Here is a 14810-nt window from a genome sequence, read left to right on the forward strand (position 1 = left end):
TTACGCAGGCCGTTTTACGTTATTTTGCGGTCTTTTTCACATCAAACATGGTGGCGTCGGTCGCCATATCATCAACAACCTGCTTCAGCGTCGCAAAGGTCATCGGCGTATTTGCGTTATTCAGCTCTTTACCTTCACCTTTACGCACCACCTTCATGACCGGCTTGTTGGTAGCCGCATCGATCAGCTCACCTTCAAAGTAAAGGTGGGTATCCATGGTGCGATGTCCGGTTGCCATCTGCGTACCGGCAACCACCAGCGCAACAGGCACCACTTCATAGAACTGCAGTCCCTCTTTCTGCGAACTCACCCCGGTAATGGCACCGCGGAAAATCAGGCTATGTTTACCCGGCGTGGTGACAATCGGCTTACGGGTACCAATAGCGGTTTTCATTTTGTTATTGGTGTAATTCAACAGCTCATCAAGCGTTTTTTGACCAATCTGTGTTGTCGGTTTAGGCGCAGGATAATAAGTAATCGGCGTCCAGATAATACTGTCGTAATTAGCTTCGTTATAGGAAGGATCAACCCAACGCAGCGTTGGTTTACCCGTCGCAGACGTCGTCTGCTGTAATCCTGAATAGTCTTTTAAAAAGCCAGAATATTGTTCGGGAGCGGCGACTTTAGAAGAACAGCCCGCCAACGCCAACAGACCAGTAAGCACTGCAACTTTAAAAAAAGTTTGAGTACGCATGATAGTTTTCCATGTTATCTGCAAGTATGCATTTGAAGTTATAGCAAAAGACTGGTGGGTTTGTTGTGACAAAAAATGATGCGGGGAGCACAAATTGCGAAAAGACTGCCCGGACGCGTGCCGGGCAGTGAAAAATTACTGATTTATATCCAGCTGCCAGAACAGATGTTTGCCAAACGGGTCGATTTCATAGCCCTTCACTTCCTTGCGCACCGGTTCGAAAATCGTCGAATGCGCAATCATCACCGCGGGCATCTGGTCATGCATGATCTGCTGAGCCTGTTTATACAGCGCCACGCGTTTATCATGATCGGTTATCGATTTCGCCTCGGCGATAATGTTATCAAACGGCTTGTAGCACCATTTCGCCGAATTTGACCCGCCGTTTGCCGAGGTGCAGGTAAACAGCGGGCCAAAGAAGTTATCGGGATCGCCCGTAGCGGTCGTCCAGCCCATCAGCGCGGCCTGATGCTCTCCGCCCTTCACGCGTTTTAAATATTCGCCCCATTCGTAGGTGACGATTTTGGTCTGTACGCCGACCTTCGCCCAGTCCGCCTGAATCATCTCCGCCATGCGTTTCGCATTCGGGTTATAGGGCCGCTGGACGGGCATTGCCCATAAATCGATGCTCATGCCGTTGGCAAAACCCGCCTCTTTCAGCAGCGCTTTGGCTTTTTCTGGATCGTACTCGTAGTCTTTAAGCTCGCTGTCGGCGCTCCAGACGCCCGGCGGCAGCAGGTTCTTCGCCGCGGTGCCGGTACCGTGGAACACCGCGTCAATAATGGCCGGTTTATTGATGGCCATCGCCAGCGCCTGGCGAACTTTCACGTTATCCAGCGGCGGCTTTTGGGTATTGAACGCCAGGAAGCCGGTATTCAGCCCGGGTTTGCTCATCAGAGTGATATCTTTGTTGGCCTTCATACGCGGCAGGTCGGCCGGGTTCGGGAACGGCATCACCTGACATTCGTTCTTCTCAATTTTGGCAAACCGCACGGAGGCATCCGGCGTGATGGTAAACACCAGCCTGTCCAGCTTCGATTTCCCCTGCCAGTAGTCAGCAAACGCCGTGAACAGGATGCGGGAATCTTTCTGATACTGCGCCAGCTTAAACGGCCCGGTGCCGATCGGCGCCATATCCACCTTCTCTGGCGTGCCCGCTTTCAGCATCGCGTCGGCATACTCCGCTGAAAGGATCGAGGCAAAATACCAGGCCAGATCGGCGACAAACGGCGCCTCCGGGTGTGCCAGGGTAAAGCGTACGGTGTGGTCATCCACTTTATCAATGGCGGTGATCAGGCTGCCAAACTCCAGGCTTTCGAAGTTGGAGTAGCTGCCGTTCGAGACGTTGTGGTACGGATGGTTGACGTCTTTCTGGCGCATAAACGAGAAAATGACGTCATCGGCGTTAAAGTCGCGGGTCGGCGTGAAGGATTTGTTGCTCTGGAACTTAACGCCTTTGCGCAGATGAAAGGTGTAAACCTTGCCGTCGTCGCTCACCTCCCAGCGCTCTGCCAGGCTCGGCACCAGCTCCGTGGTGCCGGGTTTGAAATCGACCAGCCGGTTATAGACCGGCACGGCGCTGGCGTCCACGCTGGTTCCCGAAGTGTACAGCTGAGGATTGAAGTTTTCCGGCGATCCTTCGGAGCAATACACCAGCGTTTTTGCGGCGACAGCGGAACTGACCGTGAGTGCAGCAAGCGCCAGCGTGAAAGTTGCGAGTTTGCTTGTCATCATTTATTCCTGTCTTTTTAATTCGACGGCTAATTAATTCTTTTGCCATTTCATAAATAACATTAAAGTGAGATGGCAAACACCCGAAAAATAAATAAGGAACAAATCACTATGGGCTCGCCGCTTTCCAGACAATTAACGCACCGTTTTTTCCGCTATCTCGCCATCACCAGCCAGAGCGATCCTAAAGTGAAAACGCTGCCCTCATCGCCGGGCCAGCACGACATGGCGCGGGAACTGGCGCAGGAGCTGGCACGGCTGGGTTTAGACGACATTGTGATTGATGAATTCGCCACGGTGACGGCGGTCAAAAAAGGCAACGTGCCCGGCGCACCGCGCATCGGCTTTATTACCCATATTGATACCGTCGACGTGGGATTATCACCGGATATTCATCCACAAATATTAACGTTTACCGGTGAAGATCTCTGTCTGAATAAAGAAAAAGAGATCTGGCTGCGGGTGAAAGAGCACCCTGAAATTCTGGCTTACCCGAACGAGGAGATTATTTTCAGCGACGGGACCAGCGTATTAGGCGCCGATAATAAATCTGCGGTCACGGTGGTGATGACGGTGCTGGAAAACCTGACGGCGGAGCATCAGCATGGCGATATCGTCGTGGCGTTTGTGCCTGACGAAGAGATCGGCCTGAACGGCGCCAAGGCGCTGGACCTTAAGCGCTTCGACGTCGACTTCGCCTGGACCATCGACTGCTGCGAGCTGGGCGAAATTGTCTACGAGAATTTTAATGCGGCAGCCGCTGAGATCCGCTTTACCGGCGTGACGGCGCACCCGATGTCCGCCAAAGGCGTGCTGGTGAATCCGTTATTAATGGCAACCGACTTTATCAGCCACTTCGACCGCCAGCAGACGCCGGAGTGCACCGAGGGGCGTGAAGGCTATATCTGGTTTAACGGCATTCAGGCCGGGCAGAACGAGGCCGTTCTTAAGGCCAATATCCGGGACTTCGACAAGGACAACTTTGCTGCCCGCAAGCAGCAGATTGCCGACGTCGCCGCGCGGATTGCCGCCCAACACCCGACGGCCAGCGTGGAGTATCGCATTGAAGATACCTACAGCAATATCAGCAATGCGATTGGCGAAGACAGGCGCGCTATCGACCTGATGTTTGAGGCGATGGAATCGCTCGGCATCACGCCGAAACCGACGCCCATGCGCGGCGGTACCGACGGCGCGGCGCTCTCGGCAAAAGGGTTACTCACGCCGAACTTCTTTACCGGCGCGCATAACTTCCACTCGAAATTTGAATTCCTGCCGCTGTCGTCGTTCGAGGCGTCTTACCGCACCGCCCTGCAGCTCTGCCTGCTGGCCGCCCGTTAAGCGGGCTTGCGCGTCAGCATCGTGGCAAAGCGCAGTTTGATGCGGTTTCCGTTTTCGTCGGTGCGATGCAGTTCGCCGGGCTCTTCGTTGTACTTGATGAGGTCCCAGCCTTCATAGTAATTGCTCAGCTCACCGCTTTTGAACGCAAACGGGAAGCCGACGGTGCATGGGTAATCCACCGTATCCATGGCGGCGACAATCAGGTTGTAGCCGCCCGGCCGGGTGCAGCGCTGCATATTGGCGATAAGGCCCGGGATGGTACTGGCTTCCAGGAACATCAGCACCACGGTGGAGAGAATAAAATCGTACTCGCCGTCAAAGCTCAGACTGTTGAGATCTTTAATTGCGGTCTGAAGATTCTTAATCCCTTCTGCCGCCTTGATGCGCTCAATATTGTCGATGCTCATCGGGTTCTTGTCCCACGCGGTCACGTCGTAACCGTTGGCCGCAAGGTACAGGCTGTTGCGGCCGTTGCCGCAGCCCAGGTCCAGCGTTTTGCCCGGTTTAACCTTTTCCGCACTGAACAGCACTTCTGAGTGCGTACGGGTTAAGCCATATTTCTCTGTGAAGTAATTCTCATCAACGGTCATCATTTTTCCTCAGATTGCATAAGCAGTGCTTTATCAGTGCGAACCAGCAGTTTGCCCTGAAGCAGCAGAATCAATGTACGCACCAACAGCCAGCCAATAATGGCGTTGGTGAAGATAAACAGCGGCACGGCGATGGCGTGGAAAAAGCCCGCCGGACTGCTTTGTCCCAGATGCAAACCCGTGGTTGCCAGGGCCGATACACCAAAGGAGAAGCTCCAGAATGAGGCATTGAACGGCTGGGACAGGGTCCATGGGATCAGGCGCAACATGAACAGCAGCTGCAGCAGGCCATAGCCGAACAGCATTTTCGCAAACGTATCCGCCTGACCGCCATTCACGCTGAACCAGGCGCTACAGGCCACCAGCGCGGGCGCCAGCTGAATCCCGAGAGACGTACGCAGCGCGGCGGGAAGCTCTCCGGCGCTGCGAAGACGCTGCAGTATGACCGGCTCAAGGCTGAGCCAGGAAAAGACGCCCGCGCCGAGGAAGACCAGCCCTGCATCCTGAAACCCGAGGGCGCCGCACCCCATCGCGCTGATAAAATTGTTCGCCACCGTGGGCAGATATAATCCAGGCGTGGTCGCTTCTTGCGGATGTTTCCCGCGCCATAGCCCGGCGCTTTGCCAGGCGGAATACGCAAGTTGCACCACCACGCCAATGCCGAACAACGCCAGCGAAACCGGACGGAACCAGGGTACGAAACCGATGGCGACCAGCATCGTCGTGGCCGGGAAAAGGCTGACAAAACTGCTCGTCACCGGGTGCCGCATCTCTGCCAGCACGCTGCGCGGGAAACGGATCGCGCGCGTCAAAAACGCGACCGTTAACAGAAACCAGCACACCACCGCAAGGGCAACCAGGCTCTCCCCCGGCCAGCGCGTCACCGGCCAGAGGGTGCTGGCGTAGCGCCAGGCAAAGCCCATACCGATGATGCCAAGCACCATGCCAAAATACCCGGCGGGCAAGTTAAGCGCCTGTTGGGGAGTGTTAAATTTGCTCATTAATTTTAATTTTTAAAATGTATTTTAAATGCCATTTTAAGGGGTTTCTGCAGCGGATGCCAGCACAACGAAAGGCCAAAAGTTTGCTACGTTTAGTTGAGACGCCTATCAGAGACCGCACGATGAAAAAGTACCGACTCAGCGATGAAACCCGCCTCTGGCAGTGGAAAAACGGCGAGACCTCGCATTCCACCACGCTGCGGCAGATTATCGCCACGGCCGATTTTAACGACATCGTGGCCGGCACGAAGGGCGGCTGGATTGACGACGAGCGCGCCCTCTCGCAGGACGGCAATTGCTGGATCTACGATGAAAACAGCGTGGTATTCGCCGGCGCAGCCGTATCCGGCAACGCGCGTCTTACCCTGCCTTGCATCATTAGCCATGATGCGCATATCGGCGGCAGCTGCTGGCTGGATGGCGTGGAGGTGAGCCACGGCGCACGAATAAGTGACAACGTCACCATTCAGCAATCCTGCGTGCGCGGCGAGTGCCATATTTACGGTGAGGCTCGCGTACTGCATCACAGCGTGGTTATCGCTGCCAAAGGGCTGACGCCGGACCATGAACAGATCCTGCAAATCTACGATAAGGCGACCGTCAGCCAGTCGCGCATTGTGCACCAGGCGCAAATCTACGGCGAGGCGATGGTCAATTTTGCTTTCGTTGAGCATCGCGCTGAAATATTCGACAACGCCATCCTCGAGGGTAACGACCTGAATAACGTCTGGGTGTGCGACTGCGCAAAAGTCTACGGCAACGCCCGCGTGATAGCCGGTTTTGACGACGATGCCATCCCGACGGTGCGCTACAGCTCGCAGATTGCGGAGAATGCCGTTGTGGAAGGCAACTGCGTCATCAAGCACCACGTCCTGATTGGCGGTCAGGCCTGGCTGCGCGGCGGGCCGATCATGCTGGACGATAAAGTAGTGATTCAGGGACGCGCGCGGATCAGCGGCGATGTGCTCATCGAGCACCGGGTTGAAATCACCGACGATGCGGTGATTGAAGCCTTTGCCGGCGAGAGCATTCACCTGCGCGGCGAAAAAGTGGTTAACGGCGATCAGCGCATCACCCGCACGCCGCTGCTGGGCGCGTTATAGGGTATAAATTTTCCCGTAGAGGTTCACGTCGTCAAAGCGGCCGTTCAGGTATTCCGCTTCCCGCAGGCACCCTTCCAGAGTAAAACCGTTGCGCAGGGCAACGCTGTTGCTGCTCTGATTCGCGACTCGACACTTAATCACAAAACGGCGGATCTCCCCGCGCTCAGCGTAGTAGCGCATAAACGCCTGCAGTGACCGAGAAAGAATGCCCTGCCCCTGGTGGTCTTCATCCAGCCAGTAGCCGATGTACCCGGCTTTGTTGGTCGGTTCAATCGTATTGAAGGACAGCACGCCGACCAGCGCGTCATCCTTGAAGATTAAAAACATCTTGGCGTAGCCGCGCTGGTGCAGCATCTGGTTACTCTGCACGTTACGGCGGGTATCCTCTTCGCTGCCCGCGTGCTGCGCCCAGTCAAAGGCGGTTTGCAGAAAGGTTTTGTTTTTAACGACGAGGTTGTGCAGGTCGGCGGTGTAGCGCTCTTCGACGGCGCGAAGTTCGATAGCGTCAGATACCGGGATAATTTCGGATTTTGCTGCGGTCATTGCCCCTCACCCTAACCCTCTCCCACAGGGAGAGGGAATCGATCGTTAACGCATTACCCGGTCATCAACGTACTGACGTTTGTCCGGCGCTGGCGGGAAATACTGGTACAGCCAGGTTTCACTGATGGCATCGCCCTGGCAGCGCAGGAACAGGCGCATATCCACCGGCTCCGTCGAATCCGACGTCGGGTACCAGTCAAACAGAATTCGGTATCCGTCAAACGGCTCGACGTAGAGGATCTCAACCTGCTTCGCTTCACCGCTGGAGAGCGTAATCACCGGCTCGATACCTTTTGGCGCTGCGGCCTTCAGGTCGCCGCCGACGAAGTCGATGGCAAAGCGGCGGGCCCACACTTTCGGGTAATTCTCGCCCGGCGCCCAGCCTTCCGGGAACCCGCCCATACCGGTGCGGGTGGCAAAGACGTTGGCCAGCGGAGAACGCACCGGCGGCATGGCGCTCCAGTACAGGCGATATTTGAAGTCCAGCTCGTCGCCCGCCTTGACGGCTTTTTCCGGCTGCCAGAAGCAGACTACGTTATCCAGCGTTTCACCCGTCGTCGGGATCTCCATCAGGCCAACCGAGCCTTTCCCCCAGTCGTTGCGCGGTTCAACCCACAGGCTCGGACGCTTGTTATACCAGCCCATCACGTCCTGATAGTGCGAGAAATCGCGATCGAGCTGCAGCAGGCCGAACCCTTTCGGGTTTTTATCCATGTAGGCATTAAACTGCAGCTTCTGCGGGTTGTTCAGCGGACGACAGATCCACTCCCCGTTGCCGCGCCACATCGCCAGGCGATCGGAGTCATGGATTTGCGGGTGAATGGTGTCACACATGCGGCGTTCGTTATTGCCGCAGCTGAACATGCTGGTCATCGGCGCGATGCCGAGCTGCTTAATGTCCTTACGCGCGTAGAGGTGATTTTCGACCTCCATGATCACCTGGCTCTTCTCGCAGTGGATCACAAACTTATAGGCACCGGTGATGCTTGGGCTGTCGAGCAGCGTATAGACGGTAAACGTGGTATCACCCGGCTTGACGGTTTCAAACCAGAAAGAGGTAAAGTCCGGGAACTCTTCCGGCGTGTCGGTAAAGGTATCAACCGCCAGACCGCGGGCAGACAGGCCGTACTGATAGGTGTCGTCCACCGCGCGGAAGTAGCTCGCCCCCAGGAAAGAGACGATATCGCGACGCGCCAGTTCAGGGGCCTTAAAGGCGCGGAAGCCCGCAAAGCCGAGATCGCTTTGCCCTTCCAGCTGCTTTGTATCCACACCCGTTTCGCCGTAGCTGAACAGCTCCGGGCGGAAGTGGATCTCGCGCGCCATCGAGGTGGACTGGTCCAGCGAGAACATCCGCACGCGGCGGCGGAACCCCATCCCCATATGGAAGAACTGCACGTCCAGCTGACGCCCTTCAACGTTGTTCCACAGAGACTGTTTTTCATCGTACCGGATGGCGTTGTACGCCTGCGGCGTCATGGTTGCCAGCGTGTCCGGCAGCGGGCGCGGCGCGCCACCCCATGGGGTTTTCGCCAGGTCATGCGCCATGGATTGCAGTACGGAGAAGTCAAAACGACGGCTCTGACCGTCAGCGATGTCAGAGTCAGCAGCGTATGCCGCTTTGGAAAACAGGTAAGCAAGGCCGGATGTGCCGCTCAGGGCTGCCACTGCCAGCGAGCCTTTTAGAAAACGTCTGCGATTCATGCCTGGAAAAACGTCCTTATGGTCGTGTGAATGTGTTTCGCGCGCGGCGAAATGACGGCAAGAAAGAACGCACAGCCTAAACAAAAATGGTTAAGAATCCAATTGTTGGCCGGTGATTATCTGAACAAAGTGAGAAATATTTTCTGTCGACCAGAACGGCCCGAAAGTGGTGTAAAGAAAGCCTGGAAAATGTGTATAAAAATGCCCCGTCAGGACATCAGCTGACGGGGCCAATGAGGCGGTTATTTTACGCTGACATCGATACCCGGGAAGTACTTATCAGCGAGTTTAGCGATCGTGCCGTCGGCACGTACTTTATCAATCGCGGCATCAAGCTGCTTTTTGGTGGCCTCGTCCCCTTTACGCAGCCCAAAACCGATCCCACTGCCGAGGATAGTGTCGTCTGACACCGGTTTGCCGATAAAGCCAAACCCTTTACCCTGCGGCTTGCTGAGGAAACCTGCCTGCCCGGCCGCGGACATCACCAGCGAGGCGTCGATACGGCCATTCAGCAGATCGCCCCAGGCCATATTCTGATCTTTATAAGACACCACGGTGACACCCTGCTTTTCCCAGTGCTCTTTGGCATAGGTTTCCTGGATGGATCCCTGCAGCACGCCGATGGTTTTACCCTTCAGCCCTTCTGGCGTCGCCTCGACAGCCGTGCCGGACTTGCCGACGAGCTGCGACGGAATGCGGTAAATCGGCTGGGTAAAATCAATGCTCTTGCGGCGCTGCTCGGTGATGTTCATCGCCGAGTTGATGGCGTCAAATTTCTTCGCCACCAGCCCCGGGATCAGCGCATCAAATGAGGTTTCCACCCAGCTGCACTTCAGCGCAGCCGCTTTGCAAATGGCATTCCCCAGCTCAACGTCAAATCCTTGCAGTTCGCCCGCCGCATTGCGGCTCTCAAACGGTGGGTATTCCGCTTCCAGACCGTAACGCAGCTCGGTGGCCGCGAAGGAGGAAAAAGTACACAGCAATCCCATGCCGACAACTAACGCGCGTAATTTCATCTACAACTCCTCAGCGTGGTTTAACCCGACACAGGGCCTGGGCACCTGCCCGTAACGTCGCCTCATCTTTCGCAAAAGAGAGACGAATCAATTTATTGTCCGTACCGTCCGCATAAAACGCCGACAGCGGGATGGTGGCAACGCCGTACTCAACGATCAGCCGTTTCACCAGCTCGCTGTCGCGCTCGTCGCTGAACTGGCTGTAGTCCGCCAGCATGAAGAACGAACCGGCACTCGGCAACAGCGTAAACGGCGAATCGGCCAGCAGACCGTGCAGCAGATCGCGCTTGCGCTGGTAAAACGCCGACAGCGACAGCCAGGTTTGCGGGTCGACCATATGTTCCGCAAACGCGTGCTGCATTGGCGTATCGGCAGAAAACATTAAAAATTGATGGACTTTACAAATCTCGTCCATCAGCACCGCCGGGGCAACACAGTAACCCACGCGCCACCCGGTGACGTGATAGGTTTTTCCGAAAGATGAGATAATCACGCTGCGCTCCGCCAGCTGCGGGTGCGTGGCCATCCCGTGGTGCGGCTCACCGTCAAACACCACGTGTTCGTACACTTCGTCAGACAAAATAATAATGTCGGTGTTGCGCGTCAGCGCCGCCAGCTGCTGTAGATCGTCGGCGGAGAAGACCTGACCGCTCGGGTTGTGCGGCGTATTGATGATGATCATGCGCGTGCGCGGGGTGATCGCGGCGCGAACCTCGTCCCAGTTGACGGCAAAATCCGGCACCGTGAGCCTGATGGCGATCGGGGTTGCCCCCTGCAGGCGGACAATCGGCGCATAGCTGTCAAATGACGGCTCAAAGTAAATCACCTCATCGCCCGGATGCACCAGCCCGCTAATCGCCGAATAGAGCCCTTCGCTGGCGCTGGCGGTGACCAGCACCTCGCTGGCAGGGTCATATCGCGTACCGTAGAGCGTGGCAATTTTATCGGCAATGCGCTCTTTGAGCGGCTGCAGGCCGGTCATCGCCGCGTACTGGTTATGCCCCGCCTCCATTGCGCGAGTGACGCCCGCGACAAGCTTCGGGTCGCAGGAAAAATTCGGTGCGCCCTGAGAAAGGTTAATGGCGTTATGCTGCGCCGAGAGCTGGCCGATAACGGTAAAAATGGTGGTTCCCACATCTGGCAGTTTGGAGCGTGTTTGCACCGGCGTTCGTAAAGTCATCCTGTTACCCTTCTCATGGTCTTTGCATAACTATTCAAACAACAAGTTCGTTGTCGGGACAATCGAATTGTTGTCATAATAGCCATGAGAAAAATGCATAGCTGAGGGTTTTCCATGTCGCGCCGTTCGCTCCCGCTCAATGCCATCGACGCATTTTTAGTCACCGCGCGTCACCTGAATCTTACCCATGCTGCCGCCGAGCTTTGTCTGACGCAGGGCGCCGTGAGCCGCAAAATTGCCTCCCTTGAGGCGTGGTTTGGCTTTCCGCTTTTTGAACGCCACGCGCGCGGCTTACGCCTCTCTTCGCAGGGCAGCGCCCTGCTGCCGGAACTGCAGTCTGCTTTCGAACGCCTGCTGACCGTGGCCGATCAGGCCCGCAGCCAGCAAACCGTGATCCGGCTCAAGGCCCCCACCTGCGCGATGCGCTGGCTGGTGCCGCGCCTGCTGGAGGTGGAGCGCGAGCAGCCGGAACTGCAGATTGCGCTGACCACCACCACCGATCATAACGTCAATTTCAAAACCGAATCCTACGACGCGGCCATCGTGTTCGGCACGCACATGAGCGCAGGCGATCTGCTGTTCGAAGAGTCGCTTACCCCGGTGATAAGCCCGGTGCGGGAAGGTGCAGCGCTGGGATCGCTGACGTTTCTTCACCCGACCAGAGATAAGACAGACTGGTCGCTGTGGCTGACGAAACAGGAAGGCCCCGGCTTTGTCATGCACAAAAATCAACACTTCGACACGATGGATCTGGCGATCACGGCCGCCATTCAGGGGCTCGGCGTCGCCATTGCCGACGAAACGCTGGTGGCGGAAGATGTCCGCGCCGGAAGGCTGATGCGGCCCTTTGAGACAAGCATAAAAACCGGCGCAAGCTACCGGCTGGTGCTGCGCGAAACGCCTGGCGAGGAAAACGGGCTGGCGGCGTTTCGCGCGTGTTTGCTTAATCGAGGCTGACGTGGTGCTTCATCACCCGTTTAAAGAGGCTCATGCGGGCGCGCATAAAGCGGTTTTCAAGCCTGAAACCTGCATGTTTATTCACACCAATGCGTAGCAGAACGTCCCGTCCTTTGCGACACGCGGGCCAGTGCGTCGGCCCTGACAGGCTGTCGCGACGACCGGCGTCGCGCGCAAAGCTCACCCAGTAATCGGCCACCTGGGCAGCAAACTGCAGATCCCGCGCATTGACATACTGGCGCGAGGGTTCCACCTGGCCAAGCGTGTCGAAGACGTAGGGAATCTCGTTGCCGTGCCAGGCGCCGTTGACATAGGTGGCGTGCTCCGCTTCAGCGACATAGTCAAACCAGTAGCGCCAGCACAACCCGCCGACGCGCTGCTGGGCCTGCATCACCACATAGCCCATCGTCGTAAACGCCATGTCGCGGCACACCTGCCTGCCCAGCTCTTCATCGCCCTTCACGCCCGGATAGAGCAACTTAATCAGCCCTAGCCCGAAGCGGCGCTCCCGGCGCAGCTTCTGAATTTGCCCCGCGAGATCGATGCCAAACACCGCCATCACGCTGGCTTCATCGCTGTTAGAGCCAATCATCACCGGCACGGGGTGCTGGCGGGCGGCAAAAAAGACGTCCAGCATGGCCTCCGGCAGAACGCAATCTCCGGCGATGGGCGCCGGGGCCACGTTCAGCGGCGCGGTTAACGGCCAGAACGCGTCGGGTGGAATGGCGCGCAGCTCCTCGGCCGTTGCGTTCTCCAGGCCGAAATGGACGGCCAGGGCCTCTCCTTTCCGTAGCGCCTGCTCGCGCGGCGTGTCCGGCAAGGTATAGCCGCTTTGCACAATCGCCTTATGGAACAACCCTTCTGCCAGGGGCGATGCCAGCAGCGACAGCACGCTGCGCGCGCCGGCGGATTCGCCAAACAGGGTGATATTGGCAGGATCGCCACCAAACGCGGCGATATTGTCGCGCACCCATTCGAGGGCGGCGATCTGATCCAGCAGGGCAAAATTATGCACCACGCGATCTTCTTCCCCTTCCAGCGCCGGATGGGCGAAAAAGCCGAGGTGGCCGAGACGGTAATTGAGGGTTACGACAACCGCGCCGCGCGTGGCCAGCGCTTTGCCGTTATACGGCGGCAGGCCACCGGCGCCCAGGGTAAACCCGCCCCCGTGCAGCCAGACCATAACCGGAAGCGGCTCTGCCCGGTCGACAGGAGACCAGACGTTAAGATAAAGACAATCTTCAGAAAACTGGCCCGGATCGCCGCCGCCCAGCTCCTGACAATACTCGCTGCTTTGCCAGCTTGAGGGCGAAAAAGCCGTGGCCTCGCGAAGCCCCTCCCAGCGCGCAGGCGGCCGGGGCGAGCGCCAGCGCCACTCACCCACGGGCGGCTCGGCGTAGGGAATACCGCACCAGCGGTGGACGTGTTCATCGGTTAAACCAGACAGTGCGCCCTGGCGCGTTTCAACCACAGGGGCGGAAGGATTTTGCATAACGACCTTATTTTTTCCATCACACCCCAGCAGAGTAACGATTTCAGAGCAAACCGCAACGCTGTTTGCTGCGCGTTTCAGCCTCCTCATAGAGGGTAAACTCGTTATACACCGGGCAGCCGAGCGCCGCTTCAAACGCATCGCGGCTGGCATTGCCGTGGCTGCGCGCCTGGGTTTCATTCCCGAGATTGGACTGGAATATCCCGGCGGCGCTGACCGGCAGGAAATCTTCATAGGTGATCGGCTGGGCAATCACCCATCCGCGCTCGATCAGCGGCTGCGGATCGTCGCCGGGACGGAACGCATGACGATGGGCTTCTCCGGCAGGCGTCAGACGGTAGCGGAAATAGGCCAGCTCCTGGCGGCGCATTAACAGCTCGCTGTCCGGGAAGGCGCTAAACATCTCCCGCAGGTGCAGCTGGTGCGTCAGGTTATCTTTACCGGTGCCGGCCTGGGCGAGCAGGCTATCGTACAGCTCGCGGCCTTTCGGGGTCAGCGCCACGCCGCGCTGCTCAATCTCACCGAAGCGCGCGGTGTGGGTACCCTGATGTTCACCGGCAAACAGCACCGGCTCTTCCAGCGCCTTGAAGCTGGTTTGACGCAATAAAACGGGAACCTCGCGACGAGGCGGCCCTTCAATCAGAACTTTAGGTTCAATGCCGTACTTCGGCATCAACTCCTGCACCCGGTCAATATCCAGCGTGCGCGGCGTGAGGTGGTTAATGTGGCAACCCGGGAAGCAGACCACATCGGCAATCAGGCGGTGCTCGTTGTGCAGCGCCTGATAGGTTTCCCGATCGACGGTCGCATGACGGTGCCAGCGGAAGGTTTCCAGCGCTTCCTGCACAAACTCGTGCGCCTGCGCGTCAGTGAACTGCCCTTCTGCTTCATACAGGTCGAGAAGCGCCAGACAGCGCGGGGTAAAGATGTTCCGGTGAGACAGGATCTCCGCGGCACGCTCGCGCAGCGCGACGTTATCAATCAGTTCGAGGCGCAGCAGCGAGGTAAAGATACGAAACGGGTTACGGCACAGCGCGGCATCATCAATCGGGCGAAACGCCGTGGAGTGAACCGGCACCCCCGCCTGAGAGAGATCGTAATAGCTGACCGGGTACATGCCCATAATGGCAAATATACGTCTCAGGGTGGAAAGTTCCTGCGCCGTGCCCACGCGGATCGCCCCGTGACGCTCCACGTTCAGGCGTGCAAGCTCATCGGCATTTGCCAGATGTTCATGTAATAGTGGGTTGTTTTCCAGAATCGCCAGGTTGACGTCCGCAACCAGTTCAAGCAAGGTGCCGTACTGTGGAACTTCCTGCTGGTACATCGCCGACATAGCCTGCGAAAAGTGTTCCCGAATGTCATCAGCCGTGATGGTGTTCGCCATGATGTCATGCCTCCAGTGAATATTACCTGGAGTGTAGAGAAACCCGTTCCTTCCGGGGGGAAGAATTTCTGAAT

General features: G+C 57.3%; 13 protein-coding genes. 3 read left to right on the forward strand and 10 right to left on the reverse strand.

The window, feature by feature from the left end:
* Positions 1–19 precede the first annotated feature (19 nt).
* A complete protein-coding gene (locus ABR39_RS21020; RefSeq protein WP_047348558.1) occupies positions 20–694 on the reverse strand; it encodes a DUF3313 domain-containing protein in 675 nt (224 codons plus the stop codon).
* Positions 695–829: 135 nt separating this feature from the next.
* A complete protein-coding gene (locus tag ABR39_RS21025; protein ID WP_047348559.1) occupies positions 830–2425 on the reverse strand; it encodes an ABC transporter substrate-binding protein in 1596 nt (531 codons plus the stop codon).
* A 111-nt stretch (positions 2426–2536) separates the two neighbouring features.
* Here ABR39_RS21025 and pepT point away from each other — a divergent pair, with 111 nt between their 5' ends.
* Positions 2537–3766 (forward strand): peptidase T, encoded by a 1230-nt coding sequence (gene pepT, locus ABR39_RS21030; RefSeq protein WP_047348560.1) that lies wholly within the window; start codon positions 2537–2539, stop codon positions 3764–3766.
* On the opposite strand, the gene tehB is transcribed toward pepT, so the two are convergent.
* Both tehB and tehA read right to left on the reverse strand, forming a co-directional pair.
* Positions 3763–4356 (reverse strand): tellurite resistance methyltransferase TehB, encoded by a 594-nt coding sequence (tehB, locus tag ABR39_RS21035; RefSeq protein WP_082132665.1) that lies wholly within the window; start codon positions 4354–4356, stop codon positions 3763–3765. The genes pepT and tehB overlap by 4 nt on opposite strands.
* Positions 4356–5357: a dicarboxylate transporter/tellurite-resistance protein TehA gene (gene tehA, locus ABR39_RS21040; RefSeq protein ID WP_047348562.1), complete on the reverse strand. Its 1002-nt coding sequence runs from the start codon at positions 5355–5357 to the stop codon at positions 4356–4358. Before tehA ends, tehB begins: the two co-directional genes overlap by 1 nt.
* A 122-nt stretch (positions 5358–5479) precedes the next feature.
* Between tehA and ydcK the strand changes: the two genes are divergently transcribed.
* Complete coding sequence (ydcK, locus tag ABR39_RS21045; RefSeq protein WP_047348563.1) at positions 5480–6460, forward strand: YdcK family protein; 981 nt, start codon at positions 5480–5482, stop codon at positions 6458–6460.
* Here the strand turns inward: ydcK and rimL are convergent.
* The 4 genes from rimL to ABR39_RS21065 all read right to left on the reverse strand — a co-directional run bounded on the left by rimL (position 6455) and on the right by ABR39_RS21065 (position 10900).
* The gene (gene rimL, locus ABR39_RS21050; protein ID WP_047348564.1) at positions 6455–7003 is read right to left on the reverse strand and encodes a 50S ribosomal protein L7/L12-serine acetyltransferase; all 549 of its coding nucleotides are present in this window, start codon (positions 7001–7003) and stop codon (positions 6455–6457) included. The genes ydcK and rimL overlap by 6 nt on opposite strands.
* Before the next feature lie 45 nt (positions 7004–7048).
* Positions 7049–8704: a glucan biosynthesis protein D gene (locus tag ABR39_RS21055; protein WP_047348565.1), complete on the reverse strand. Its 1656-nt coding sequence runs from the start codon at positions 8702–8704 to the stop codon at positions 7049–7051.
* A gap of 242 nt (positions 8705–8946) precedes the next feature.
* Complete coding sequence (locus ABR39_RS21060) at positions 8947–9720, reverse strand: transporter substrate-binding domain-containing protein (RefSeq protein ID WP_047348566.1); 774 nt, start codon at positions 9718–9720, stop codon at positions 8947–8949.
* 10 nt (positions 9721–9730) lie between these two features.
* A complete protein-coding gene (locus ABR39_RS21065; protein ID WP_047348567.1) occupies positions 9731–10900 on the reverse strand; it encodes a pyridoxal phosphate-dependent aminotransferase in 1170 nt (389 codons plus the stop codon).
* A gap of 114 nt (positions 10901–11014) precedes the next feature.
* On the opposite strand from ABR39_RS21065, the gene ABR39_RS21070 reads away from it, so the two are divergent.
* Positions 11015–11857 (forward strand): LysR family transcriptional regulator, encoded by an 843-nt coding sequence (locus tag ABR39_RS21070; RefSeq protein ID WP_047348568.1) that lies wholly within the window; start codon positions 11015–11017, stop codon positions 11855–11857.
* Here the strand turns inward: ABR39_RS21070 and ABR39_RS21075 are convergent.
* A complete protein-coding gene (locus ABR39_RS21075; RefSeq protein ID WP_047348569.1) occupies positions 11844–13349 on the reverse strand; it encodes a carboxylesterase/lipase family protein in 1506 nt (501 codons plus the stop codon). The two genes, ABR39_RS21070 and ABR39_RS21075, sit on opposite strands and share 14 nt — an antisense overlap.
* 43 nt (positions 13350–13392) lie before the next feature.
* Positions 13393–14736, reverse strand: coding sequence for a 2-oxoadipate dioxygenase/decarboxylase HglS (gene hglS / locus ABR39_RS21080; protein ID WP_047348570.1), 1344 nt, complete (start codon positions 14734–14736; stop codon positions 13393–13395).
* Between the last annotated feature and the right edge of the window lie 74 nt (positions 14737–14810).

Origin of the sequence: Enterobacter genomosp. O (assembly GCF_001022965.1) — a bacterium.
In the GTDB taxonomy this organism is placed as follows: domain Bacteria; phylum Pseudomonadota; class Gammaproteobacteria; order Enterobacterales; family Enterobacteriaceae; genus Enterobacter; species Enterobacter cloacae_L.